Origin of the sequence: Microbacterium sp., assembly GCF_044508325.1 — a bacterium.
In the GTDB taxonomy this organism is placed as follows: domain Bacteria; phylum Actinomycetota; class Actinomycetes; order Actinomycetales; family Microbacteriaceae; genus Microbacterium.
The window spans coordinates 1-24,170 of record NZ_JBIQHX010000021.1; the positions used below are offsets into that span (position 1 = coordinate 1).

A 24,170-nucleotide genomic window follows, 5' to 3' on the forward strand; every position below is an offset into this window, starting at 1 on the left:
TGCCACGGCTCGCCGTCCGTGGCGACCCCCGAGCCCGTCGCCCCCGAGCTTGTCGAGGGGCGCACCGAGATCGTCAGCGACGCGGGCACGGCGTCGGGACCGAGCGCCACCCACGTCGACACGCGGCCGAGTTCGTCGCAGGTGCCCTCCACGAGCAGGCCTCCCGGCGCCAGGCGCGCCGCCATGCGCTGCCAGGCCCCGGTCACCTCCGCCTCGTCGTACTGCCGCAGCACGTTGAAGGCTCGGATCACCGCCGGCCGCCGGCCGTCCATCGTGGGAACCTCGAATCCGCCGCGGGCGAAGGTCACCCGCGCGTCGCGGGCGAAGGGGGTGAGCCCTGCGCGCACCCGCCGCAGCTGGGCGCGGGCGCCCTCGACGCGGTCCGGATCGATCTCCAGGCCCAGCACCTCGACATCGGAACGCACCGCGCGCAGTCGCGCCTCGAGCTCGAACGCGGTCACCCCGCTGCGCCCGTAGCCGAGGTCGACCACCAGCGGGTCGGCGGCGCGGCGCAGCGCCGGATGCCGGGCGATCCAGCGGTCGACGCGGCGCAGCCGGTTGGTGTTCGTCGTCCCGCGGGTGATGCGCCCGATCGCGCGCTCGGGCGGCGGGGCGGGCGTCATGCGCCCATGATGCCAGGCGAGCGCCTCGCTAAGCTGAGGGCCATGACTGCGCCGCACACGCTCATCCTGCTCCGCCACGGCCAGAGCACGTGGAACAAGTCCAACCAGTTCACCGGATGGGTGGATGTGCGCCTCACCGACCTGGGCAAGCAGGAGGCGCAGCGCGGCGGCGAGCTGATCGCCGAGTCGGGCCTGCACCCCGACATCCTGCACACGTCGGTGCTCAGCCGGGCGATCCAGACCGCCGACATCGCCCTCGACGCCGCAGATCGGCTGTGGATCCCCGTGAAGCGCTCCTGGCGGCTCAACGAGCGCCACTACGGCGCGCTGCAGGGCAAGAACAAGGCCGAGACCCTGGAGCAGTTCGGCGAGGAGCAGTTCATGCTGTGGCGGCGCTCGTTCGACGTGCCGCCGCCCCCGATCGCCGACGACGATCCGTACAGTCAGGCCGGCGACCCGCGCTACGCCGACATCGACGGCGAGGTGCCCCGCACCGAGTCGCTGAAGATCGTCATCGACCGGCTGCTGCCCTACTGGGAGGGCGAGATCATCCCCGACCTCGCAGCGGGCAAGACCGTGCTCGTGACCGCGCACGGCAACTCGCTGCGCGCGCTCGTGAAGCACCTCGACGGGATCGGCGACGACGAGATCGCAGGGCTCAACATCCCCACCGGCATCCCGCTGGTCTACCGGCTCGGCGAGGATTTCATGCCGCTCGGCCCGGGGGAGTACCTCGACCCGGAGGCGGCCGCCGCCGGCGCGGCCGCGGTGGCCGGCCAGGGCAGAGCCTGAGTCAGTCCCTCGTGATCGTGGGGTCGACCACGACCGGAACCGCGTCGGTGGGGACCTCCCACTCGCCGGTCGCGAGGTAGATGACCTTCTTCGCGACCGAGACGGCGTGGTCGGCGAAGCGCTCGTGGTACCGGCTCGCCAGCGTCGCGTCCACTGTGGCTGCCGCCTCGCCGCGCCAGCTGTCGCTGAGCACCTTCTCGAAGACGCTGAGGTGCAGCTCGTCGAGCGCGTCGTCGCCGTTGCGGATGTCGTCGGCGATGCTCAGATCCTGGGTGCGCAGCAGGTCCGCCAGACGCCGAGCCACCTCGACGTCGAGCTCGCCCATCTTCCGGAAGGTTCCCTTCAGGCCCTTCGGGATCGCGCGCTCGGGGAACCGCATCCGCGTCAGCTGAGCGATGTGCTCGGCGATGTCGCCCATGCGCTCCAGCGAGGCGCTCATCCGCAGCGCGGCGACGACGATGCGCAGGTCGCGGGCGACCGGCTGCTGGCGGGCGAGGATCTCGATGGTCAGCTCGTCGAGGTCGAGGCACTTCTCGTCGATGATGTGGTCCTCGGCGATGACCTCCTCGGCCAGTCCCACGTCGCTCGAGCTGAACGCGCGGGTGGCCTTGTCCATGGCGACCGCCACGAGGTCGGCGATCTCCACGAGACGCCCCTGCACGTCCTCCAGGGTCTGGTGGAACACTGCGCGCATGTCATCCCTTCCGCTCGCGGGTCCCCCCGCGCCTGGGCCGATCATCCCGGGCGGAGGTTAACGGACGGTGCCCCGCATGTGAACAGTATCCGGATGCCTCGGGCCGACGCGCCGCCGGGGCAGTTCCCCGGCATCCGTCCGGCCTACGCTGGATGCCATGGACACGGTGCAGCTGGCGCTGCTCGCCCTGCTGCTGGGCGCCCTGGTCGGCGCGGCGGTGACGGTCGTCATCGTGCTCGCGCTGCGGGCGCGCGACCGCGGGCGTGCGCAGGACGGCGCGGGGCTGCCGGACGGTGTCGCGTCGGTCCTGGCCGCGCTCGACGAGCCCGTCGCCGTCGTGGACACCTCGTTCATCGTCGTCGCCGCATCGGGCCCGGCGGCAGGAGTCGGCATCGTCCGCGGAGAGGTCCTCGACGGCGCGGAGCTGCGTGCCCTCGTGCGGCAGGCGCGGGAGGCGGGTGCGCCCTCGGCGGCGATCCTGCGGATCGTCCGGCCCGGACCGGGCCGCGACGAGCGCCTCCTCTCGGCGCGCGCGAGCATGATGGGCTCGCGGCTCGCACTGCTGGTGGCCCGCGACATGACCGAGCATGAGCGGCTCGAGCAGATGCGGCAGGACTTCGTCGCCAACACCAGCCACGAGCTGAAGACGCCGGTGGGCGCGGTGAGCCTGCTCGCCGAGGCGGTGGAATCGGCCGCCGACGATCCGGACCAGGTGCGTGCGTTCGCGCTGCGACTGCAGGCGGAGGCCACCCGGCTGGCGAATCTGACCGCCCGCATCATGAACCTGTCCCGGCTGCAGGCCGCCGACGAGCTGAGCGTGGTCGCCGACGTCTCGGTCGACGAGATCATCACGGCGGCCGTCGCCGCGCACGCCGTGCAGGCCGACTCCGCGGGGGTCGGGCTGATCCGCGGCGGCGACAGCGGGCTGTCCGTGCGCGGAGACGCGCAGATCCTCGTCGAGGCGCTCGGCAACCTGATCGCCAACGCCATCGTGTACTCGCCGTCCGGCTCGCACGTGGGCGTGGGGGCGAAGGTCGACGGGGGGATGGTGGAGATCTCGGTGACCGACCAGGGGATCGGCATCTCGGAGGAGGAGCAGCAGCGCATCTTCGAGCGCTTCTACCGCGCCGACCAGGCGCGCTCGCGCCGCACCGGTGGCTCCGGGCTGGGACTTGCGATCGTCAAGCACGCCGTGCAGCGGCACGGGGGAGAGGTGCGCATGTGGTCGCGACCCGGTCGGGGCTCGACCTTCATGATCCGCCTGGCCCGCGTGGACGCGGGTGACGCCGGGCACGGGCGTCGCAAGGCCGGGAAGTCGAAGTCGCCGAAGTCGCCGAAGTCGCCGAAGCCCTCGAAGTCCCCGAAGGCCGGGAAGACGGCGGAGGCCGCGAAAGGAGAACGTCCATGACCCGCGTCCTGCTCGTCGAGGATGAGCCCGACCTCGCCGACCCCCTGGCATACCTGCTGCGTCGTGAGGGGTTCGAGGTCGACGTCGCCGAGGACGGGCGGCGCGCGCTCGACCTGTTCGCAGCGCACGGCGCGGACATCGTGCTGCTCGATCTCATGCTTCCCGGCGTCCCGGGGACCGAGGTCTGCCGGCAGATCCGGCTCACATCCCAGGTGCCGATCATCATGGTCACCGCGAAGGACTCGGAGGTCGACATCGTCGTGGGGCTCGAGCTGGGCGCCGACGACTATGTGACCAAGCCGTACTCGGCCCGCGAGCTGCTGGCCCGCATGCGCGCGATCCTGCGCCGGATCGCCCACCAGGACGAGGCGCTGGACGAGCGGGTGCTCACCGGCGGCCGGGTCAGGCTGGACGTCGACGGGCACACGGTGACCGTCGACGGCGAGAAGATCAAGATGCCGCTGAAGGAATTCGAGCTGCTCGAAGTGCTCATGCGCAACGCCGGGCGCGTGCTCACGCGCGGCCAGCTCATCGACCGCGTCTGGGGGAGCGACTACGTGGGCGACACGAAGACGCTCGACGTGCACATCAAGCGCATCCGCTCCCGCATCGAGCTGAACCCGGGCGATCCGGTCATGCTGGTGACGGTGCGCGGCCTCGGCTACCGGTTCGAGGGCTGATCCGCGTCAGCCACCCGTCAGTCCACGATGGGCTGCGGCGCGAGGTCCGCGTAATACGGCAGCGAGCCGTCGACGACCGGGACGGCGGTGGACACGCCGTTGACATCGCCCGACTGGAAGTAGATCTCCACATTGGTGCCCGGGATGCCCTCGAAGCGCTCGAGTTCGAGCGGAGGCTCTCCCTGAGCGCCGAGGCTCACGACGGAGTTCGCGGGGACCCGCAGCATGGCCGGGACGCGGGCCTGGCCCACCTCCATCCGCAGCGTCAGCGCCTCGCCCGTCGGGTTGACGACGGCCGCGATGAGATTGCCCGCAGTGCCCTCGGGGTTGGCGACCACGACCGCGTTGCGCACCTCGAGGGGTGCGGAGCCGTCGACGTTGACCCCGTCCGCCGGCGAGTACTCGATGGTCGTGCTCTGCGGCGTCATGAAGGTGCAGCCCGTCAGACCGACGACGGCGGCAGCCGCCAGGGCGAGGGACGCGAGAAGGCGCGATTTCACGGATCCTCCAGGTTCGGGGCGGGCTCTGCCCAGCATTCTACGGCTACCCGGGCGTCCGTGTGGAACGGCCGGTCGGCCCTGCGGCGGAGAACCTTAGCGCATAACGGCTGTGGTATCCTGGACGTTGCTGAAGGGACATAACTGCATGCTTTTTGAGGTTGGCGAGACGGTCGTTTATCCGCACCACGGGGCCGCGACGATCATCGAGGTCAAGGAACGCGTGATCAAGGGCGAGCCGAAGAAGTACCTGAAGCTCAACGTCACCCAGGGCGACCTGATCATCGAGGTTCCGGCCGAGAACGTCGACCTCGTCGGTGTCCGCGACGTGATCGGCAAGGAGGGCCTCGAGCGCGTCTTCGAAGTGCTGCGCGCGCCCTTCACCGAAGAGCCGACGAACTGGTCCCGCCGTTACAAGGCGAACCTCGAGAAGCTGGCCTCCGGCGACGTCATCAAGGTCAGCGAGGTCGTGCGCGACCTGTGGCGCCGCGATCAGGACCGCGGCCTGTCGGCCGGTGAGAAGCGGATGCTGGCCAAGGCCCGCCAGATCCTCATCTCCGAACTCGCCCTCGCCGAGAAGACGGACGAGGAGCAGGCATCGGTCGTCCTGGACGAGGTCCTCGCCTCCTGACCTGACGCGTCGATAGTCTCGACGCGTGAGCATCACCCCCGTTCCCCGCGTCGCGATCATCGTGGTCGCCGCCGGCGCCGGCACGCGCCTCGGAGCGGACGCGCCGAAGGCCTTCGTCGGCATCGACCAGCACTCGATCCTGCGGCATGCGCTGCGCGGCGTCTTCGACGCCGCCCCGGCGCAGGTCGTGGTCGTCGCGCCGGCGGGACGAGAGGGTGACGCGCAGACCCATGCCGCCGAGGGGGCCGGCGACCGCCGCGACCTCGTCTCGGTGGTGACCGGCGGGGCGACCCGCCAGGAATCCGTCGCCGCGGGCCTGGCCGCCGTCTGGCCCGATGTCGAGACGGTGCTCGTGCACGACGCCGCGCGCGCACTCACGCCCGGTGCGGTGTTCGATCGCGTCGTGGCGGCCGTCGAGCGCACCGGTGCCGGCGTCGTGCCCGTGCTGCCGGTCGTCGACACGATCAAGCAGGTGGACGGGGAGCGCATCGCCGCGGGCGTCGACCGGTCGCAGCTGGCGGCCGCCCAGACGCCGCAGGGGTTCCCGCGCGCGATGCTCGAGAAGGCGTACGCTTCGGCGACGCAGGAGCACACCGACGACGCCGCGCTCGTTGCGGCCGCGGGGGCGGAGGTGCGCGCGGTCCCCGGCGACGCGCGCGCGTTCAAGATCACGCTCCCCGCCGACCTCGAACGCGCGCAGCGCCTCGTCGCGCCCATCCCGCCGGCATCCGTCCCGCTCGAGCGGACGCCCCGGATGCCCCGGATCGGCGTCGGCACCGACGTGCACGCGTTCGGCGGGGACGGGACGCTGTGGCTGGCCGGACTCGAATGGCCGGGCGAGCCGGCGCTGACCGGGCACTCGGACGGGGATGCCGTCGCGCACGCCATCGTCGACGCGCTGCTGTCGGCGGCGGGCCTCGGCGACATCGGCAGCCGGTTCGGCACGTCCCACCCCGAATACGCGGGCGCCCACGCCGACGTGTTCCTCGCCCGGACCCGCGCGCTGCTCGGCGAGGCGGGCTGGACGGTCGGGAACGTGTCGGTGCAGGTGCAGGCGAACCGGCCGCGGTTCGCCGCCCGCCGCGGCGAGGCCGAGGCGGCCCTGTCGGCGGCGCTGGGCGGCGCGTCGGTCTCGGTCTCGGCGACGACCGCCGACGGGCTGGGGTTCACCGGCCGCGGTGAGGGCGTCGCCGCCTTCGCGGTCGCCCTGCTCGTGCCCGTGTAGCCCATCGCGGCCGACACATCCCTCAGCCCAGGCCCGCCCGCCGGTAGGCTGGTGCGGTGAACGTGCGGCTCTACGACACCCAGGCGCAGACGCTGCGCGAGTTCGTGCCGCTCGACCCGGCGAACGTGTCCGTGTACGTCTGCGGGCCCACGGTGCAGTCTGGGCCGCACATCGGGCATCTTCGGGGAGCGCTCGCCTTCGACATCCTGCGCCGCTGGCTCGAGCATCGCTTCGGGCGGGTGACGTTCGTGCGCAACGTCACCGACATCGACGACAAGGTGCTCGCCAACGCCACCGACACCGAGCCGTGGTGGGCCCTCGCCTACCGCATGGAACTCGAGTTCACCGCGGCGTATGCCGCGATCGGCATCCGGCCGCCGACCTACGAGCCGCGAGCGACCGCCTCCGTCCCGCAGATGCAGGAGCTCATCGGCCGCCTCATCGACGCCGGCCACGCCTACGCCGCCGAAGGGAGCGTGTACTTCGATGTGCGCTCGTGGCCCGGCTACGGCGCCTTGACCAATCAGCGTCCCGACGCGATGGAGTCCTCACCCGACACGGATGCGGGAAAGCGCGACCCGCTCGACTTCGCGCTGTGGAAGGCGTCCAAGCCCGGCGAGCCGGCCGACGCCGCCTGGGACTCGCCGTGGGGCCCGGGCCGGCCCGGCTGGCACATCGAGTGCTCCGCCATGTCGCGCCGCTACCTCGGCGCCGAGTTCGACATCCACGGCGGCGGCCTCGATCTGCGCTTCCCGCACCACGAGAACGAGCTCGCCCAGTCGGCCGCCGCCGGCGACGGGTTCGCGCGGTACTGGGTGCACAATGGCCTGGTCACCGTCGGGGACCAGAAGATGTCGAAGTCGCTCGGCAACTTCGTGCTCGCCCGCGACCTGCTCGCCCGGTACGAGCCGCTCGTCGTGCGCTATGCGCTCGGAGCCGCGCACTACCGGTCGAGCCTGGCGATCGGCGAGTCGTCGTTCGCCGAGGCCGAGGCCGCGCTCGACCGCATCCGCTCGTTCCAGCAGCGCGTCGCCCGCACCCTGGGGTTCGAGGGGATGCTGGTGGCCGCCGAGCTGCCCGAGGGCTTCGCCGCCGCGCTCGATGACGACCTCGGCGTCCCGCAGGCCCTGGCCGTGGTGCACGAGACCGTGCGCGCGGGCAACGCCGCGCTCGACGCCGGCGACACCGCCGCCGCCGGCCGCGCCGCCGTCCAGGTGGGTCGGATGACGGGCATGCTGGGCATGAACCCGGCCGATCCGCAGTGGGCGGACGCCGGCGGGGGAGCGGCGGCATCCGCCCTCGACGCACTGGTGCGGACGATGCTGGCGCAACGGGCCGAGGCCCGCGCCGCGAAGGACTGGGCGACCGCCGATCGCATCCGCGACGCCATCGCCGCCGCGGGCATCACCCTGGAGGACACTCCGGACGGAACGCATTGGAGTCTCAGCGATGGCTAAGCCAGGGCGCCCCGGCGCAGGCAAGGGCAGGGGCAAGAAGGGTCCCAGCAAGGGCACCGGCGGCCATGGCCGCAAGTCGCTCGAAGGGAAGGGCCCCACCCCGAAGGCCGAGGACCGCAGCTGGCATGTCGCCGGCAAGCGCAAGGCCGCGGCCGAGCGCTATGCGGCGGCGGGCGGCAGGCCCAAGCCCGCTCGACAGACTCGGGGACCGGGCGCGGGAGGGCGGCCCAAGCAGGGTGACGACACCGAGACGGTCACCGGCCGCAACTCGGTGCTCGAGGCCCTGCGCGCCAAGATCCCGGCCACGGCGCTGTACATCGCGCAGCGCGTGGAGATGGACGACCGCATCAAGGAGATGCTGTCGATCGCCAAGCACCGCGACCTCGCCGTGCTCGAGGTCACCCGGCCCGAGCTGGATCGCATGGCAGGGTTCGACGGTGTGCACCAGGGCGTCGCGCTGAAGGTGCCGCCGTACGAGTACGCGCACCCGCAGGACCTGCTCGAGCGTGCCGCCGAGCAGGGCACCGCGCCGCTGCTGGTGGCGCTGGACGGGGTGACCGATCCGCGCAACCTCGGTGCCATCATCCGCTCCACCGCCGCGTTCGGCGGACAGGGTGTCGTCATCCCGCAGCGCCGGTCGGCAGGGGTCAACTCCGCCGCGTGGAAGACGAGCGCGGGGGCCGCCGCGCGCCTCCCGGTCGCGATCGCGGCGAACCTCACCACCGCCCTCAAGGAGTACAAGAAGCAGGGCGTGTTCGTGCTGGGCCTCGACGGCGGCGGAGACGTCGCGCTTCCCGCGCTCGAGCTGGCCGACCGGCCCGTGGTCATCGTCGTCGGCTCCGAGGGCAAGGGCCTGTCGCGCCTGGTCACCGAGACCTGCGACCAGATCGTGTCGATCCCCATCTCGGCGGCGACCGAGTCGCTCAACGCCGGGATCGCCGCATCCGTCGCGCTCTACCAGGTCGCCATGCTGCGTGCACAGCAGGCGGCCGGCGACCCCGCCTGACCCGGATCCGGCCGATCTCGCGCCCCGGGAATTGATGTGCGATCGCCCGGATTGCACAGGAGAGACAGTCCGCTCGAGAAGGGAATGCAATGGCTCGCATCGTCGTCATCGGAGGGACCGGCTATGCCGGCGGGAACATCGTGCAGGAGGCGGCCTCACGCGGGCATGACGTCGTGGCCGTCGCCCGCACGGCGCCCGAGCAGCCCGTCACCGGGGTCGAGTACGTCGCCGCGGACGTGCTCGAGACCGACGCGATCGCCGACCTCCTCACCGGCGCCGACGTCGTCGTCTCGGCGGTCTCGCCGCGCGGCGACATGACCGACAGGGGCCTGGACGTCATCCGGCTCCTCGCCGACCGCCTCACCGGCACGGGTGTGCGCCTGGGCGTCGTCGGCGGCGCGATGGGGAGCCTGGCCGCGCCCGGCGGTCCGCGCCTGTGGGACCTGGGGGTGCCGGAGCAGTACCGGCACGAGGCCGGGGTGGGCGTGCAGACCGTCGAGCTGCTGCAGGCGTCCGACCCCGAGCTGGACTGGTTCCTCGTGCACCCGCCGAAGGTGTTCGGCGCGTGGGAGCCGGGGGAGCGGACGGGGGTCTACCGCACCGGCGGCGAGGTGGTGGTGGAGGATGCCGACGGCGGCTCGTACATCTCCGGCGCCGACTTCGCCGTCGCCGTCGTCGACGAGATCGAGAGGCCGGCCCACCGCCGGCAGCGCTTCACGGTCGGGTACTGAACCCGGTCACGTTTCGCCGAGCAGACGCGGCGTGTTGGCGGCATCCGGTCGTAGCTCGCCGCGCTCGACGCGGCGGGCGAGCTCGACGATCCGCGTGTTGACGGGCGTGGGGATGCCGAGCCGCCGGCCCTCCGCGACGACGAGCCCGTTCAGGTCCTCGGCCTCGCTGCGCCGGCCCTTGCTCCAGTCCTGCAGCACCGTGGTCGTCGCGCCGGGGCGCACGAAGCCGTAGACGGCGTCCAGCAGCGTCTCCGACACGGCGCCGGGATCTGCGACCGCGTCGGCGCCGAGCCCGAAGATGGGGAGGACGCGATGGCCGCGGGCGCGGCCGACGGCGAGCGCCTCGTCTCCCGCCGCGATCATGAGCTCCCGCATCCCCGGCACAGCCAGCGCGTCGAGCATCGGCAGGCCGAGCAGCGCCGTGGTGACCAGCAGCGAGCTGTTGCTGACGAGCTTCATCCACTTCGCGGAGCGGATGTCGGCGAACCGCTCCACCCGGCCGCTCGCGGCGAGCAGGTCGGCGACGCGGTCGGCGCGGGGGTCGGCGTCGACCGCGAACCAGGATGCCTCCGGCGGTGTGTGACGGCGCACCTCACCGGGCACGGTCATGGTGGAGGAGACCTCGATGACCGTCCCGATCGCCCGATCGGCGCCCACGGCAGCGGCCACGGCATCCGTGGTCATCCCGTTCTGCACGGCCGCCACGACGCCGCCGTCGGCGAGGTGCGGTGCGATGAGCTGCGCCGCCCAGGCGGTGTCGTACGCCTTCACCACGATGAGCACGATGTCGAATGCGGCGCGCAGCTCGGCGACCTCGCACAGGTGGATGACGTGCGGACGCACGTGCAGCTCGCGGTCGGCCATGCGGATCCGCAGGCCCTCCGCGCGCATCGCCTCCACGTGCGCCGGCCACTGCTCGACGAGGGTGACCTCGCGCCCGGCCGCGATGAGGTCGGCGCCGAGGGACGCGCCGTTCGCCCCGGCGCCGACCACCGCGACGCGCTCGCCGGTCACTTCTTGTACTGGTACGGGTTGTACAGCACCTCGGTCTCGGGGATCTCCGGGTTCTGCCCGGCGACCCAGTCCTCGCCGACCTCACGCTCCAGGTACGACACGGTGTCGTCGAGCTTCGCCTTCACGCCGGCGAGGTCGCCGGCGACGACCTTGCCCTCGGACTTGACGAGGTCGCCGCCCACGAGCACGGTGTGCACGTCGCCGCGCTGAGCCTGGTAGACCACGTGGCCGTACGGGTTGATCAGCGGTGCCCAGGTGGGTGAGTCGTCGTTCTTGAGCAGCACGACGTCGCCGAGCTTGCCGACCTCGAGCGAGCCGATGAGATGATCCTTGCCGATGGCGGCCGCGCCGCCCCGGGTGGCGAGTGCGACGACGTCCTCGACGCGCAGCTTCACGTGCGTGACCGTCTCGGCGGGCTCGCGCTGGTGGGCGAGGTAGTGCTCGAGCGCGCGGTCGGCGCCCACGGTCGCCCGCATCGCCGAGAACAGGTCGGAGCTGAACCAGACGCTCGTGTCCACCGACAGGGATGCCGGGATGCCGTACAGGCGCAGCTGGTGGATCGGCGGGTAGCCCTGGCCGCAGGTGTCCTCCGACTCGGTGGCGAGCGAGACGTTCCCGCCCGTGGCCGCGATCTTCTGGTAGGACTCGGCCGAGAGCGACGCCGCATGCACGTAGGTGAAGCCCTCTTCCATGACCCCGGCATCGTAGGCGTTGCGGATCCCCCAGTCGTTGGTGGCGCCCCACACGCCCGCGTGCGTGGTCACCCGCAGCCCGAGGTCCTTGGCGACGCGGTACGCCGCCAGCTCGGGGAAGTCCTCGTCCTGGTTGGGCACGTCGAAGGCGATCTGCGTGCCGAACATGCGCGAGTCGTCGCGGGAGCGGATCAGGATGTCCTGCACAGCGGGGTCGGCGGTCCACTCCCAGGGGGACTGGTGGATGTTGCCGTACGCGAACACGTAGCGTCCGGGTGAGGTCGCCAGCGCCTCGTAGGCGGCCTCGCCGTGCTCGACGGTGCGCAGGCCGTGCGACCAGTCGACGCTCGTGGTCACCCCCGACTCGATGGCGTCGAGGGCCGAGATGAGGTTGCCCGCCGCGTAGTCCTGGGGGCGGAACTTCGCGCCGTGCTGCAGGTAGTACCAGACGAAGTACTGGGTGAGGGTCCAGTCGGCCCCGTATGCGCGCATCGCCGTCTGCCACATGTGCCGGTGCGTGTCGACCATGCCGGGCATGATGATCCCGCCGGCCGCGTTGATGACGAACGCATCGTCGGGTGCCGGCACATCGACGCCCACTTCGGCGATCTTCCCGTCCTTGACGAGCACGTCCCCCCGTGGCAGCACGGTGCGCGCATCGTCCATCGTGAGGACGATCCCGTTCCGGAAGAGGATCGGCTGGCCCTCTCGTGGGGTCGGCTTGTCCGTCATCGCTCATCTCCTTCGATCAGCCGTCGGTTTCCCCGTGACGGCGCGCTGCGGGCGCTGACGCCGCAGCGCGTGCGCTCAGGGTGGCAGTGGCATTCACTGATGCTTCACACCATGCCGTACGGGTGCACAGAAATCAAGAGCCGACCCCGGAATTGTGCAGAACTGGATTGACGTATGTTCAGTAGCGCTTGACATTTCTCCGAGACGGGGGGACCATGCAGACGTGCTGTCCAAGGAGGTACGGTGAACGAAATCGAAGTGCCGGTGCTCGTCGCCGGCGGAAGCCTGGTCGGATTGACCACGTCCCTGCTGCTGGGAGCGCACGGCGTGCGCAGCCTGGTGGTCGAACGCCATCGCGGCACCGCCATCCATCCGCGTGCCGCGATGCTCCATCAGCGCACCACCGAGATCATCCGCGAGCTCGGGCTCGCCGATGTCGTCCGCGACGCCGCCGATCAGGAGTTCGTGCAGAACGGCGCGATCATGGCGGTCGAGGCGCTGGGCGGCAAGGAGATCGGCTATTTCCAGAAGAACGTGAACGAGGGCGTGGATCATCTCAGTCCGGAGCCGCGCCTGTTCATCACCCAGATCGGCCTCGAGCCCATCCTGCGCGCCGAAGCGGAGCGACTCGGCGGCGAGAACCGGTTCGCCACCGAGCTCGTCGACGTCGAGCAGGACGACGACGGCGTGCGCTCGATCATCCGCAACCGCGACACCGGCGAGGAGGAGCTCGTCCGCTCCTCGTATCTCGTCGCGACCGACGGCGCGCACAGCCCCGTCCGTGAGCGCCTGGGCATCCGGATGCTGGGACGCGGCGACTTCGCCAACTGCATCACGATCTACTTCACGGCCGACATCGACGCCCTCATCGGCGACCGCAACCTGAGCGTGATCTACGTGAACCAGCCGGGACTGCTCGGCTTCTTCCGCTACTCCATCCGCCGGGACGGGGGATTCCTCGTGGTCTTCTCGGCGCTGGACGAGAACGGGGAGCGGATCCCGGATGTCGGAGCCGACGCCGACACCGAGCGGTGCCTCTACTACGTGCGCACCGCCCTGGGCGCATCGGACGATCTGCCCATCACGATCGAGAACGTGCAGCAGTGGAGTGCGTCTGCGGGCTGGGCGCAGCGGTACAGCCAGGGCCGGGTGTTCCTGGCCGGCGACTCCGCCCATGTCATGCCGCCGACCGGAGGCTTCGGCGGGAACACGGGGATCGTCGACGCGCACAACCTCGCGTGGAAGCTCGCGGCCGTGCTGCAGGGCAGGGCGGGCGAGGCGCTGCTGGACACCTACGACCTCGAGCGCCGGCCGGCCGGGCAGATGACCAGCGAGCAGGCGTACTCGCGGTACGTGCTGCGGGTGGATCCGACCCTCGGCAAGGACGACATCGAAGAGCCGCTCGACGACATCGCGATCGAGCTCGGCCCGGTGTACAGCTCGGCGGCGGTGCTCGGCGCCGAGCCGACCACCGAGCCGGTCACGCAGAACGCGCGCGAGCCCGGAGCGCATCTGGGCGCGAGGGCGCCGCACCTGTGGGCCGCCCGCGACGGGGAGCGGCTCTCGCTCCTGGACACGCTCGGCCGGGGCTTCGTGCTCCTCACCGGAGCGGACGGCCAGGCGTGGCTGGACGCGGCGGCATCGCTGCGCGACGTCGACGCGCACCGGATCGCACCGGATGGAGACCTCACCGCCGAGGAGGGCGCGTTCGAGACCGCCTACGCCCTCCCGTCCGACGGCGCGGTGCTGGTACGCCCGGACGGTGTGATCGCGTGGCGGGCGGAGCACGCGGACGAGCAGTCCAGGGCGGAGCTGGCGGATGCGGTCGAGCGGATCCTCGCGCCCGCCGGCGATCGGGTGCCGGCCGCGTAGCATCGGAGCGTGAAGTGGCTGTGAACACCACAGCCGCGAACCGGAGGAGAACGACATGATCCTGCACCTCGCCTTCTTCCGCTGGAAGGAGGACGTCAGCGCCGCCGACGTGGCCGAGCTGACCGCGAGCCTGACCGAGATGGCCGCCCGGCTGCCGATGCTGCGGTCATACGAATGCGGAGAGAATCTGCGCGTGCGACCGAGCGACATCGACTACGCGGTGGCCGCGGTCGTGGACGACGCGGCGGCCCTGGAGACGTACCTCGACTCGGATGCGCACAAGGCGGTCTACGACCGGCTCCTGGGCCGCATGATCGACACGCGCGCCGCCGCCCAGCTCGAGGTGGGGTCGTGGGGATGACGACGATGCGCGCCGCCGTCCTGCACGCCGCGGGCGACCTGCGCGTGCAGGAGCGGGCCGTGCCGGCACCGGGACCCGGCGAGGCGCTCGTGCGCGTCGCCGTGTGCGGGGTGTGCGGCAGCGATGCCAGCGAGTACGACCGCGGTCCCCTGCTCACGGTGCTTCCGGTCACGCTCGGCCATGAGTTCGTGGGAGTCGTCGAGGCTGTCGGCCCCGACACCGCCGGGGTCGCCGTCGGGGCGACGGTGGTGTGCGGCGCGGGCGTGTCGTGCGGCACCTGCAAGCCGTGCCGCGAGGGTCGCACGAACCTGTGCCGCAGCTATGCGACGCTCGGGCTCCAGCGGGACGGCGGGCTGGCCGGCTACGTCGTCGCGCCCGCCGACATCCTGCTCGATGTCACCGCCAGCGGCCTGTCGACCGACACGCTCGGGATGGCCCAGCCCATGTCGATCGCGGTGCACGCCGTGCGCCGCAGCGGCCTGCGCGCAGGGCAGGACGCGGTGATCGTCGGCGCGGGCGGCATCGGCACCTTCATCACGGTCGCCGCCGTCGCCACCGGCGCGCGCGTGCTCGTGGCCGACCTCAATCCCGACCGGCTTGCCCTCGCCGAGCGGCTCGGCGCCTTCGCGACCCTGAAGGCGGACGAGAAGGGCCTCGCCGAACGGATCGACGAGCTGGGGATGGATGTCGACGTGTTCTTCGAGGTCACCGGGTCCGCACCGGGGCTCGCGTCGGTCCTGGAGTCGGCGCGGCCCGGGGCCACCATCGTCCCGGTGGGCATCCAGCGCGGCGAGCCGGGGCTTCCCCTCGGATCGTGGACGCTGCGCGAGTACACGATCGTGGGGACCGTGGCGCACGTGTTCGCCACCGATATGCCGGAGGCGATCCGGCTGCTGGCCGCGCGCGACGACTGGTCCGACCTCGCCCATGAGGTCCTCCCGCTCGAGAAGGTCGCCGACGAGGGGCTCCGGCCGCTGCTGGACCGGTCGGCCAGGCAGATCAAGACGCTGGTGGATCCGTGGATCACGCAGTCGCGGCCCGCCGTGCACGGGGTGCGCCGATGACCGCCGTCTCAGTCCGTGAGCCCGTCCATCGCGCGCAGCACGTCGACCGCCGACGAGATGCCCGCGGGCCGCGCGTCCTCGCCGCCGACCGCCGGCATCTCGAGGTTCTGCTCGCGTCGGCCGATCACGAACCACACTCCGCGGGCGACGCTCGTGCCGTTGTTGGAGAACATGTGCGGCCGCACCGAGTCGAACTGCAGGGAGTCGCCCGCGCGCAGGACGTAGGTGTCGAACTCGAGCTGGAGGGTGAGCTCGCCCTCCAGCATGTACGCGTACTCGAATCCCGCGTGGCGCATGAGCTTGCCCTCCACGGAGCTCGACGCGCCGGGCGCGTACGTGACCAGGAGCACGTCCGCGGGGCGGCCGGGGCCGACGGCGAGACGCTCCCACCGCACGCCGTTCTCCATCTCGAGCACCGGGTTGTCGGCGGCGCGCTGCACGACGGACGATTCGCCCGGCTGCGCCGGCGCGGACCGGACCGTGCCGGCGGCGCCATCGGCACCGTCGGGGCTGAGGAACTCGTCCAGCGACATGCCGAGCTGGGTCACCATGGCGAAGAGGGTCGACACCGAAGGCTGCGTCTTCCCCGTCTCGACCTGCGAGATGAGGCTCGCCGAGACGCCGAGCGTCTGTGCGAGGCTGCGCAGGCTGAGGCCGCGCTCCAGCCGCACCTCGCGCAACCGGCGGCCGATGTCGTCTGCGGTCATTCCGGTCTCCTGCCATCCTCGTTCTCGTCGGCCGCGTGTTCGACCACACTGGATCGCGCGCCGCGGACCGTCTGCACAAGAGGATATCCGGCGCGACGTGGTTCAGTCACATTGAACAGCGGTCCATCTCAAATCAACATCGGGTCACGCACCGACACGAGGAGGCAGCCATGAAGGACACCGGCACGACAGGCGCGAACGCGGTCGACTGGGAGGCGCGCGTCGACTTCGACCGGCTGCGCCGCGAGCGGCTCGCGCGGCTGAAGGCCGAGCTGGACCGCTCCGACCTGGGAGCGGTGCTCGCCTTCGACTTCTCGAACATCCGGTACATGACGGCGACGCACATCGGCACCTGGGCGATGGACAAGCTCATCCGCTTCAGTCTGCTCACGCGCAGCAGCGATCCGATCTCGTGGGATTTCGGCTCGGCGGCCAAGCACCATGCGCTGTACAACCCGTGGCTGGACGAGACGACGGCCGAGCTGGACGCCGACCCGAACGCACCCCATTCCACCGGACCGGGCGGCGTGCGCCCGCGGCTGGAGAGCGGCGCGCGCGCCGGCATCTCGACCTTGCGCGGCGCATTCACCCCCGACGCCGGCATCGCCGAGGAGGTGGCGCGCAAGATCAAGCGCGAGCTGGAGAAGTTCGGCGTGGCCGACCAGCCGCTGGGAGTGGATGTCATCGAGCTGCCGATCCTGTTCGCCCTGCAGCAGGCCGGCATCGACGTCGTCGACGGGCAGCAGGTGTTCATGGAGGCCCGGCGCATCAAGACCCCCGACGAGATCCGGCTGCTCACCCAGGCCGCCTCGATGGTGGATGCCGCGTACGAGGAGCTGTACCGGTTCCTGCGGCCGGGAGTCCGTGAGAACGAGACGGTCGGCCTCGTCGCCAAGACCCTCTACGACCTGGGATCCGAGTACGTCGAGGGAGTCAACGCCATCTCGGGGGAGCGCTGCTCTCCGCACCCGCACGTGTTCAGCGACCGGCTCATCCGGCCCGGCGACCCGGCGTTCTTCGACATTCTGCACAGCTGGAACGGCTACCGCACGTGCTACTACCGCACGTTCGCCGTCGGTTCGGCAAGCTCCGCGCAGAAGGATGCCTACACCCGGGCCCGCGAGTACATGGACCGCGCGATCGCGCTCGTGCGGCCCGGCGCCACGACGGCCGACATCGTGAAGGTCTGGCCCACGGCCCAGGAGTTCGGATTCCCGGACGAGGAGGCGGCCTTCGCCCTGCAGTACGGGCACGGCGTGGGCCTGTCGATCTGGGAGAAGCCGATCTTCTCGCGGCTCGTCTCGCTCGACCACCCCGAGGTGCTGCAGGAGGGGATGCTCTTCGCGCTCGAGACCTACTGGCCCTCCGCCGACGGCTGGGGCGCCGCGCGGATCGAGGAGGAGGTGGTTGTCACCGCCGACGGGTGCGAGGTGATCACGAAGTTCCCGGCGGAGGAGCTGCTCATCGCCGGACCCCGGTACATCGCCGTGGGAGGGCCGCTGAACACCGAACGCGACAGCCAGTCCCACCTCAACACGCCGGCAGGGCGCGGAGAAGAGTGAGCATGGCCACGATCGGCTTCCTGGGCCTGGGCACCATGGGCTCGGCGATGGCGCGCCGCCTCGTCGACGCCGGGCACGACGTGCACGTGTGGAACCGCTCGCGGCCCGCGGTCGATGCGCTGGTGGAGGCGGGAGCGGTCGCGGCCGACTCGCCCGCCGCTGCCCTGGCGACCGGCCTGTCGATCTCGATGCTCGCGGACGACGAGGCGACCGAGGCGGTGCTCGATGACCGCACCGTCGCCCAGGCCCGCGGCATCCATGTCTGCACGGCCTCGATCAGCCCGGCGCAGGCCGACCGGCTCGACCGGCGGTTCCGCGCCGCCGGGTGCGGCTATGTGGCTGCTCCCGTGCTCGGCCGCCCCTCGGTCGCGGCGGAGGGGAAGCTGAACATCCTCGCCGCCGGACCCGACGCCGAGGTGGCGGTCGTGCTCCCGGTGCTGGACGTCTTCGGCGTCCGCGTCTGGCGGTTCGGCGAGCGCGCCCGCATCGCGAACGTGGTCAAGGTCGCCGTCAACTTCAACATCATCCACGCCATCCAGGCCCTCGGGGAGTCGATCGCGATGACCGAACGGCAGGGCGTCGACCCCGCGCTGTTCCACGAGCTGCTCACCAGCACGCTGTTCGACGGGGTCGTCTATCGGGGCTACGGCAAGGAGATCGTCGATCAGGCGTACGTGCCGCCGGGCTTCATCATGGCGCTCGGCTTCAAGGATCTGCGCCTCGCCGAAGCGGTGGCCGCGGAGGGAGGCGTGACCCTCCCCACCGCCTCGGCGCTGCACCGCGTCTACGAGATCGCGCTCGCGGACGAGGATCTGGCGCGCTTCGACTGGGGCGGCGCCGCCGAGGTGACCCGCCGCGACCTCTACCCGACCGGATCACTGCAGGAGGAGACACCATGACCGACCGCACCATCGTCGTCGTCGGCGGCACGCAGGGCATCGGCCTCGAGCTGGCGAAGGACGTCGTCGCACGCGGCGACTCCGTCGTCATCACGGGACGCGGCCAGGAGCGCGTCGAGCAGATCGCGGCGTCGATCGGACCGGCCGCGAGCGGCGTCTCGCTCGACATCTCCGAGCCCGAGACGATCGCCGAGCAGCTGCGCGGCGTGGGCCCGGTGCACGGGCTGGTCCTGGCCGCGATCGAGCGCGACGCGAACTCCGTGCGCGAGTACAGCATCGAGCGGGCGCGGCGGCTCGTGACGCTCAAGCTCATCGGCTACACCGAGACGGTCCACACGCTGCTCGACCGGATGGAGCCCTCGCGCGACACCGGGATCGTGCTGTTCGGCGGCCGCGCCAAGGACGCCCCGTACCCCGGCTCGACCACCGTCGCGACGATCAACGGCGGAGTGACGGGGCTCATGAACGCGCTCGCGCTGGAGCTCGCCCCGATCCGCGTCAACGCGATCCACCCGGGCATCATCGGCGACAGCCCCTTCTGGGCCGACAAGGCCGCGGCGCTGGAGGGCTACTCGGCGCGCACGCCGGGCGGCGAGCTGGCCACGATGGCCGACATCGTCGACGCGGTGCAGTTCCTGCTGCGCAACCGCGGCGTCTCGGCGGTGAACCTGAACGTCGACCGCGGCTGGCGCATCACCTGACGCAGCGCGCGTCGCCGGCTCACGGCCGGGCGAACACCTCGGGGTGGCGCTCGAGCTCCAGCCGCGTGCGCCGGATGTGACCGGCGAGCACGCGCTCGGCCTCGTCGGCGTCGCGGCGGCGCAGCGCCGCGACCAGCAGATGATGGTCGTGGTGCGCGCTGCGGTCGCCTTCGGCCCGGAAGACGCGGGTGAAGGCGCGGCGGTAGTGCTGCGTGCGGTTCCACAGCTGCCGCACGAGGTCGCCCAGCACCGAGGTCTCGGCGAGCGCGTAGCAGGAGAGGTGGAAGTCGCGGTCCAGTGCCAGGAACTCCTCGACATCCGCGCTCTCCATCGCCGTGGCCAGCCCGCTCAGGCGCGCGATCTCGGCGTCGGGCAGAAGCGGCACGTTGAACCGCAGCAGCAGCGGCTCCACCCGCTCCCGGATCTGGTACATCTCCTCGCACTCGGCGAGGCTGATGCGGGCGACCCAGGCGCCGGTGTTCGCGACGAGGGTGACCAGGCCCTCGGCCTCGAGCATCCGCAGCGCCTCCCGCACGGGCACCCGACTGGCCCCGTAGCGCTCCGCGAGCACCTCCTGCCGGATGCGGTCGCCCGGCGCGTGCTCGCCGCGCAGGATCGCCTCGCGCAGCGCGTCGGCCACGCGACGGCCCGCGGCGCCGTGCCCGTCCCGCGGCGCGGCGGTCGTCTCGGTGGGGGCGGCACTCACTCGGCGGGCCTGGCGGGGTGCCACAGCAGCACCTCGGCATCCTGCTCGTAGGCCTTTCCGCCGGGGAAGCTCACGAGCTCGAACTGCATGCCCCACGGCGCGCGGAAGTACAGCCAGCGCTGCCCGGCCGAGGCGCCGGCGCTGACGACCGGGTCGCCCATGATCTCCACCCCGTGCGCGCGCAGGTGCGCGACGGCGGCCTCCAGGTCATCGACGTAGAGGGCGAGGTGATGCCCGCCGATGTCGCTGTTGCGCGGCTGCGGTGCCTGGCCGTCGGCGCTGTCGTACTGGAACAGCTCGATGTTGCTGCCGCTGCCGAGCCGATAGAAGCGGATCTCGCGGATCACGGTGCGCGGATGGACACCGAGCTGGACCGCCATCCAATCGTCGTCGTCCGACCTCTTGGGGCCGAGCGTGTAGACATGCACGGCGCCCAGGACCTCGACCAGGAACCGCTCGGCCTCGTCGAGGTCGGGAACCGTGAACCCGATGTGGTCGATCCCGCGGACTCCAGGAATCCCCATGCCGCACCTCCCGTTATTGGATCCATCATTGCGTCACAAAGGAGGTCTGTCCAGCGCCTGAGTGAGGAATCCCTTGAGATTGGATTCAATCCGCCCTAGTCTGGGGTTGATCGGAGGGCGAGGATGCCGCAGCTGCGCACATTGGACACAGGGGTCGAGTGGGTCGAGCTCACCACGACGCCGGAGGACTGGGCGAAGGCCGACCCTGCCCTGCTGGGCACGATGCTGGTGCAGCTGCATCTCATCCGGGCCTTCGAGGAGACGGTGCTGGAGCTGGCGGCCGAGAACCTCGTGCACGGGCCCGCGCACTCGAGCATCGGGCAGGAGGGCGGTGCCGTCGGCTCCATCGTCGGGCTTCGCTCCACCGACGGCATCAACGGCTCGCACCGCGGGCACCACCAGTTCCTGGCCAAGGCGCTCACGCACGTCAGCGAGGGCGTCCTCGACCCGGCCGACCCGGTGACGCCGGCCGTGCAGGAGGTGCTGCAGCGCACGCTCGCCGAGATCCTCGGGCTCGCCCAGGGGTACTGCGGCGGTCGGGGCGGCTCGATGCACCTGCAGTGGCTGGAGGCGGGCGCGCTCGGCACGAACGCCATCGTCGGCGGCGGCGCGCCCGCGGCGGCCGGAAACGCGTGGGCTCAGAAGCATTCCGGCACGACCGACCTCACCATCAACTGCTTCGGCGACGGTGCGAGCCAGATCGGCTCGGTGCTGGAGACCATGAACCTCGCGGCGGCGTGGAAGCTGCCGCTGTGCCTGTTCATCGAGAACAACCTCTACGCGGTGTCGACCCACGCCTCCGAGGTGACCGCGGACACGCGCTTCTCGGTGCGCGGCCAGGGGTTCGGCATCCCGGCCTGGCGCGTCGACGGCATGGACCCGCTCGCGGTGCACCTGGCGATGGCGGCGGCAGCCGAGCGCATGCGCGCCGGCGAGGGCCCAGCGATCATCGAGGCCGAGGTGTACCGCTACTTCCACCAGAACGGACCGTTCCCCGGCAGCGCGTTCGGATATCGCACGAAAGAGGAGGAGGCCCAGTGGCGGGCCCGCGATCCGCTCGAGCGCGTCGCGACCGAGATGGCCTCCCGCGGGCTGATCGACCCCGACGCCGTGGCGGCGCTGCGCGCCCGCGTGCAGCAGGCGATGCAGGAGGCCGTCGCGGCCCTCATCGAGGACGACCCGGATGCCGAGGGGACCCGCCGCATCCGTCCGCAGCTGTGGCCCGATCCCGGCTTCGTGGATGTCGGGATCCGCGGCGACCTGGCAGAGCTCGAAGGCCTCGATGCGCAGGCGAGCCCGGCTGCCACCGGTCCGCAGCGCAAGTTCGTCGAGACCGTCGCGGCGGTCATGGACCGCCGGATGTCAGAGGATCCGCGCATCGTCGTGCTCGGCGAGGACGTGCACCGGCTCGCCGGGGGCACGAACGGCGCGACGAAGGGGCTGGCCGCCACGTACGGGCCCGAGCGCGTCATCGGCACGCCCATCAGCGAGAACGCGTTCTTCGGCCTCGCCGGCGGGATGGCGCTGGACGGCCGCTTCCGCCCGGTCGTCGAGTTCATGTACCCCGACTTCATGTGGGTCGCCGCCGACCAGGTGTTCAACCAGGTCGCCAAGGCCCGTCACATGTTCGGCGGCACCCATCCCGTGCCGCTCGTGCTGCGCACCAAGGTCGCGATGGGCTCGGGCTACGGCTCGCAGCACCTGATGGACCCGGCGGGGATCTTCGCGACCAGCGCAGGGTGGCGCATCGCCGCGGCATCCACCCCCGCCGACTACGTCGGGATCATGAACGCGGCGCTCGCGATCGACGATCCGGTCCTGGTCATCGAGCACGTCGACCTCTACGGCTCCATGCACCCCTCCGTCGAGGGCGACCTCGACTACATCATCCCCCCGGGCTCGGCCGCAGTCCGGCGGGAGGGGACGGAGGTGACCGTGCTCACCTATCTGTCCATGGTCGCGCACAGCGCCGAGGCGATCGAGCGGACCGGAGTGGATGCCGAGCTCATCGATCTGCGCTGGCTCGACAGGGCATCGCTGGACTGGGACACCATCGGCGAGAGCGTCCGCAAGACCAACGCGGTGCTCATCGTCGAGCAGGGCGCCCGCGGCACCGGATACGGGGCGTGGCTGGCCGACGAGCTGCAGCGCCGCTTCTTCGACTGGCTCGACCAGCCGATCGAGCGGGTCACCGGCGGTGAGGCGTCGCCCTCGATCTCGAAGGTGCTCGAGCGCGCGGCGATCGCGCGCACCGAAGAGGTCGCGGAGGCGCTCGAGCGCATGCGCATCGCGGCGGGGGGCCGCTGATGGCGACCGTCGTCCGGATGCCCTCGGTCATGGCCGGGGCCACAGAGGCCGCGCTGCAGTCCTGGCTCGTCGGGGTGGGCGACAGTGTGGCCGAGGGCCAGGCGATCGCCGAGATCGAGACCGAGAAGGCCGTCTTCGAGCACGAGTCCGAAACGGCGGGCACCGTTGCGCGCCTGCTGGTCGAGCCCGGGGTGCCGGTCGCCGTCGGCGCACCGATCGCCGTGCTCGCCGACGCGGGGGAGAAGCCCGAGGATGCCGTGGCGGCGGCCGGGCTCGGGGCGACAGAGCCTGCGGCGTCGACGGCGGCGGAGGCGGAGGAACCCGGCGCCGCCGAGGAGCCCGTCGCCACGGCGCCGCCCGCCGGCGACGTTGCGCCCGCCGCCGCTGCGGAGGCAGCCGCGCCCGTCGCGAAGCCCGAGGGCCGGAGGCTGTTCGCGAGCCCGCTTGTGCGACGCCTCGCCGCCGAGCGCGGGATCGACCTCGCCACGATCAGCGGGACCGGGCCGGGCGGGCGGATCGTGCGTCGCGACCTCGACGTCGTGCCGGCGGCGCCGGCTCCTGCTCCCGAGCCGCCTGTGTCCGCCGCGACGTCGCGGCGGCCGCAGCCGGAGCGGATCGCGCCCACGAGGATGCGCCAGGCGATCGCGCGCCGGCTCACCGAGAGCAAGTCGACGGTGCCGCACTTCTACGTCAGTGCGGACTGCCGCATGGAGCGCCTTCTCGCCCTCCGCCGTGAGATCAACGAGGTCGCCGGCCGGCGTGTCTCGGTGAACGATCTCGTGGTGAAGGCGGTGGCGCTCGCCCTGCGGGATGTGCCGGCGGCCAATGTCACCTGGGACGGGGACACGATCCTCAGGCACCGGACCGTCGATGTCGCAGTCGCCGTCGCGGTCGAGGACGGGCTGCTCACCCCGGTCGTGCAGGATGCGGACAGCCTCGGCATCGTCGCACTGAGCGCGACGGTCGCCGATCTGGCCGAGCGCGCGCGGACGGGCAGGCTGCGGCAGCAGGAGCTGGAGGGCGGCGCCTTCTCGGTGTCGAACCTCGGCATGTACGGCGTGGGCGCGTTCTCGGCGATCCTGAATCCCCCGCAGTCGGGCATCCTTGCCGTCGCCGCCGCGAAGGAGCAGCCGGTCGTCGAGGACGGCGCACTCGCGGTCGGCACGGTGATGGCCGTCACGCTCTCCGCCGACCACCGCGTCATCGACGGTGCGGTGGCCGCGGAATGGCTCGCCGCATTCGTGCGCCGGATCGAGAATCCGATGAGCCTGCTGGTCTGAACGGC

23 protein-coding genes and 1 pseudogene are annotated in these 24,170 nt (G+C 71.6%); 16 read left to right on the top strand and 8 right to left on the bottom strand.

Annotated features, from left to right (window positions below):
* Positions 1–623 (bottom strand): class I SAM-dependent methyltransferase (locus ACIWQI_RS13710; protein ID WP_396658225.1); only part of this gene is annotated, 623 nt, incomplete at its 3' end.
* Positions 624–665: 42 nt separating this feature from the next.
* Between ACIWQI_RS13710 and ACIWQI_RS13715 the strand changes: the two genes are divergently transcribed.
* Positions 666–1,415 carry a phosphoglyceromutase gene (locus ACIWQI_RS13715; protein ID WP_396658227.1) on the top strand — a complete coding sequence of 250 codons (750 nt, stop codon included), beginning with the start codon at positions 666–668 and terminating at the stop codon, positions 1,413–1,415.
* A 1-nt stretch (position 1,416) separates the two neighbouring features.
* On the opposite strand, the gene phoU is transcribed toward ACIWQI_RS13715, so the two are convergent.
* Positions 1,417–2,109 carry a phosphate signaling complex protein PhoU gene (gene phoU / locus ACIWQI_RS13720; RefSeq protein WP_396658228.1) on the bottom strand — a complete coding sequence of 231 codons (693 nt, stop codon included), beginning with the start codon at positions 2,107–2,109 and terminating at the stop codon, positions 1,417–1,419.
* Positions 2,110–2,266: 157 nt separating this feature from the next.
* On the opposite strand from phoU, the gene ACIWQI_RS13725 reads away from it, so the two are divergent.
* Both ACIWQI_RS13725 and ACIWQI_RS13730 read left to right on the top strand, forming a co-directional pair.
* Positions 2,267–3,517 (top strand): sensor histidine kinase, encoded by a 1,251-nt coding sequence (locus tag ACIWQI_RS13725; RefSeq protein WP_396658229.1) that lies wholly within the window; start codon positions 2,267–2,269, stop codon positions 3,515–3,517.
* Positions 3,514–4,197 carry a response regulator gene (locus ACIWQI_RS13730; protein ID WP_396658230.1) on the top strand — a complete coding sequence of 228 codons (684 nt, stop codon included), beginning with the start codon at positions 3,514–3,516 and terminating at the stop codon, positions 4,195–4,197. The genes ACIWQI_RS13725 and ACIWQI_RS13730 overlap by 4 nt, the downstream gene beginning before the upstream one ends.
* A gap of 17 nt (positions 4,198–4,214) precedes the next feature.
* Here ACIWQI_RS13730 and ACIWQI_RS13735 read toward each other — a convergent pair whose 3' ends face one another.
* On the bottom strand, positions 4,215–4,697 hold the full coding sequence (locus tag ACIWQI_RS13735; RefSeq protein WP_396658231.1) for a DNA modification methylase: 483 nt from the start codon (positions 4,695–4,697) through the stop codon (positions 4,215–4,217).
* 145 nt (positions 4,698–4,842) lie between these two features.
* Between ACIWQI_RS13735 and ACIWQI_RS13740 the strand changes: the two genes are divergently transcribed.
* The 5 genes from ACIWQI_RS13740 (at position 4,843) to ACIWQI_RS13760 (ending at position 9,744) form a co-directional block, all read left to right on the top strand.
* Positions 4,843–5,325, top strand: coding sequence for a CarD family transcriptional regulator (locus ACIWQI_RS13740; RefSeq protein WP_396658233.1), 483 nt, complete (start codon positions 4,843–4,845; stop codon positions 5,323–5,325).
* 25 nt (positions 5,326–5,350) lie between these two features.
* The gene (ispD, locus tag ACIWQI_RS13745; protein WP_396658235.1) at positions 5,351–6,550 is read left to right on the top strand and encodes a 2-C-methyl-D-erythritol 4-phosphate cytidylyltransferase; all 1,200 of its coding nucleotides are present in this window, start codon (positions 5,351–5,353) and stop codon (positions 6,548–6,550) included.
* 56 nt (positions 6,551–6,606) lie between these two features.
* Positions 6,607–8,007: a cysteine--tRNA ligase gene (cysS, locus tag ACIWQI_RS13750; RefSeq protein ID WP_396658236.1), complete on the top strand. Its 1,401-nt coding sequence runs from the start codon at positions 6,607–6,609 to the stop codon at positions 8,005–8,007.
* Complete coding sequence (gene rlmB, locus ACIWQI_RS13755) at positions 8,000–9,013, top strand: 23S rRNA (guanosine(2251)-2'-O)-methyltransferase RlmB (protein WP_396658237.1); 1,014 nt, start codon at positions 8,000–8,002, stop codon at positions 9,011–9,013. Before cysS ends, rlmB begins: the two co-directional genes overlap by 8 nt.
* A gap of 89 nt (positions 9,014–9,102) precedes the next feature.
* Entirely contained in the window at positions 9,103–9,744 is a 642-nt protein-coding gene (locus ACIWQI_RS13760; RefSeq protein ID WP_396658239.1) for an NAD(P)-dependent oxidoreductase, read from the top strand.
* A gap of 6 nt (positions 9,745–9,750) precedes the next feature.
* Here the strand turns inward: ACIWQI_RS13760 and ACIWQI_RS13765 are convergent, their stop codons facing one another.
* Entirely contained in the window at positions 9,751–10,758 is a 1,008-nt protein-coding gene (locus ACIWQI_RS13765) for a ketopantoate reductase family protein (protein WP_396658240.1), read from the bottom strand.
* Positions 10,755–12,182, bottom strand: coding sequence for an amidohydrolase family protein (locus ACIWQI_RS13770; RefSeq protein ID WP_396658241.1), 1,428 nt, complete (start codon positions 12,180–12,182; stop codon positions 10,755–10,757). Before ACIWQI_RS13770 ends, ACIWQI_RS13765 begins: the two co-directional genes overlap by 4 nt.
* Positions 12,183–12,425: 243 nt before the next feature.
* Between ACIWQI_RS13770 and ACIWQI_RS13775 the strand changes: the two genes are divergently transcribed.
* The 3 genes from ACIWQI_RS13775 to ACIWQI_RS13785 are packed head-to-tail and all read left to right on the top strand — an operon-like array spanning position 12,426 to position 15,479.
* Positions 12,426–14,054: an FAD-dependent monooxygenase gene (locus tag ACIWQI_RS13775; RefSeq protein ID WP_396658243.1), complete on the top strand. Its 1,629-nt coding sequence runs from the start codon at positions 12,426–12,428 to the stop codon at positions 14,052–14,054.
* Between the two features lie 55 nt (positions 14,055–14,109).
* Positions 14,110–14,415, top strand: a complete 306-nt coding sequence (locus tag ACIWQI_RS13780; RefSeq protein WP_396658244.1) for a Dabb family protein — start codon at positions 14,110–14,112, stop codon at positions 14,413–14,415.
* The gene (locus ACIWQI_RS13785) at positions 14,412–15,479 is read left to right on the top strand and encodes a zinc-binding dehydrogenase (RefSeq protein ID WP_396658246.1); all 1,068 of its coding nucleotides are present in this window, start codon (positions 14,412–14,414) and stop codon (positions 15,477–15,479) included. The genes ACIWQI_RS13780 and ACIWQI_RS13785 overlap by 4 nt, the downstream gene beginning before the upstream one ends.
* 8 nt (positions 15,480–15,487) lie before the next feature.
* Here the strand turns inward: ACIWQI_RS13785 and ACIWQI_RS13790 are convergent, their stop codons facing one another.
* On the bottom strand, positions 15,488–16,186 hold the full coding sequence (locus ACIWQI_RS13790; protein WP_396658248.1) for a helix-turn-helix domain-containing protein: 699 nt from the start codon (positions 16,184–16,186) through the stop codon (positions 15,488–15,490).
* A gap of 170 nt (positions 16,187–16,356) precedes the next feature.
* On the opposite strand from ACIWQI_RS13790, the gene ACIWQI_RS13795 reads away from it, so the two are divergent.
* From ACIWQI_RS13795 to ACIWQI_RS13805, 3 genes and pseudogenes are all read left to right on the top strand, one after another.
* Positions 16,357–17,748: a M24 family metallopeptidase gene (locus ACIWQI_RS13795; protein ID WP_396658250.1), complete on the top strand. Its 1,392-nt coding sequence runs from the start codon at positions 16,357–16,359 to the stop codon at positions 17,746–17,748.
* Positions 17,730–18,647 (top strand): annotated as a pseudogene (locus ACIWQI_RS13800) (NAD(P)-dependent oxidoreductase); the annotation flags it as partial. The gene ACIWQI_RS13795 and the pseudogene ACIWQI_RS13800, both read left to right, overlap by 19 nt.
* The gene (locus ACIWQI_RS13805; protein ID WP_396658252.1) at positions 18,644–19,348 is read left to right on the top strand and encodes an SDR family NAD(P)-dependent oxidoreductase; all 705 of its coding nucleotides are present in this window, start codon (positions 18,644–18,646) and stop codon (positions 19,346–19,348) included. The pseudogene ACIWQI_RS13800 and the gene ACIWQI_RS13805, both read left to right, overlap by 4 nt.
* Positions 19,349–19,367: 19 nt before the next feature.
* On the opposite strand, the gene ACIWQI_RS13810 is transcribed toward ACIWQI_RS13805, so the two are convergent.
* Both ACIWQI_RS13810 and ACIWQI_RS13815 read right to left on the bottom strand, forming a co-directional pair.
* Positions 19,368–20,054, bottom strand: a complete 687-nt coding sequence (locus ACIWQI_RS13810; RefSeq protein WP_396658254.1) for a GntR family transcriptional regulator — start codon at positions 20,052–20,054, stop codon at positions 19,368–19,370.
* Positions 20,051–20,578 carry a VOC family protein gene (locus tag ACIWQI_RS13815; protein ID WP_396658255.1) on the bottom strand — a complete coding sequence of 176 codons (528 nt, stop codon included), beginning with the start codon at positions 20,576–20,578 and terminating at the stop codon, positions 20,051–20,053. The genes ACIWQI_RS13810 and ACIWQI_RS13815 overlap by 4 nt, the downstream gene beginning before the upstream one ends.
* Before the next feature lie 123 nt (positions 20,579–20,701).
* Here ACIWQI_RS13815 and ACIWQI_RS13820 point away from each other — a divergent pair, with 123 nt between their 5' ends.
* Both ACIWQI_RS13820 and ACIWQI_RS13825 read left to right on the top strand, forming a co-directional pair.
* Positions 20,702–22,885 carry a thiamine pyrophosphate-dependent enzyme gene (locus ACIWQI_RS13820; protein ID WP_396658256.1) on the top strand — a complete coding sequence of 728 codons (2,184 nt, stop codon included), beginning with the start codon at positions 20,702–20,704 and terminating at the stop codon, positions 22,883–22,885.
* Positions 22,885–24,165, top strand: a complete 1,281-nt coding sequence (locus ACIWQI_RS13825) for a dihydrolipoamide acetyltransferase family protein (RefSeq protein ID WP_396658257.1) — start codon at positions 22,885–22,887, stop codon at positions 24,163–24,165. The genes ACIWQI_RS13820 and ACIWQI_RS13825 overlap by 1 nt, the downstream gene beginning before the upstream one ends.
* Positions 24,166–24,170 lie beyond the last annotated feature (5 nt).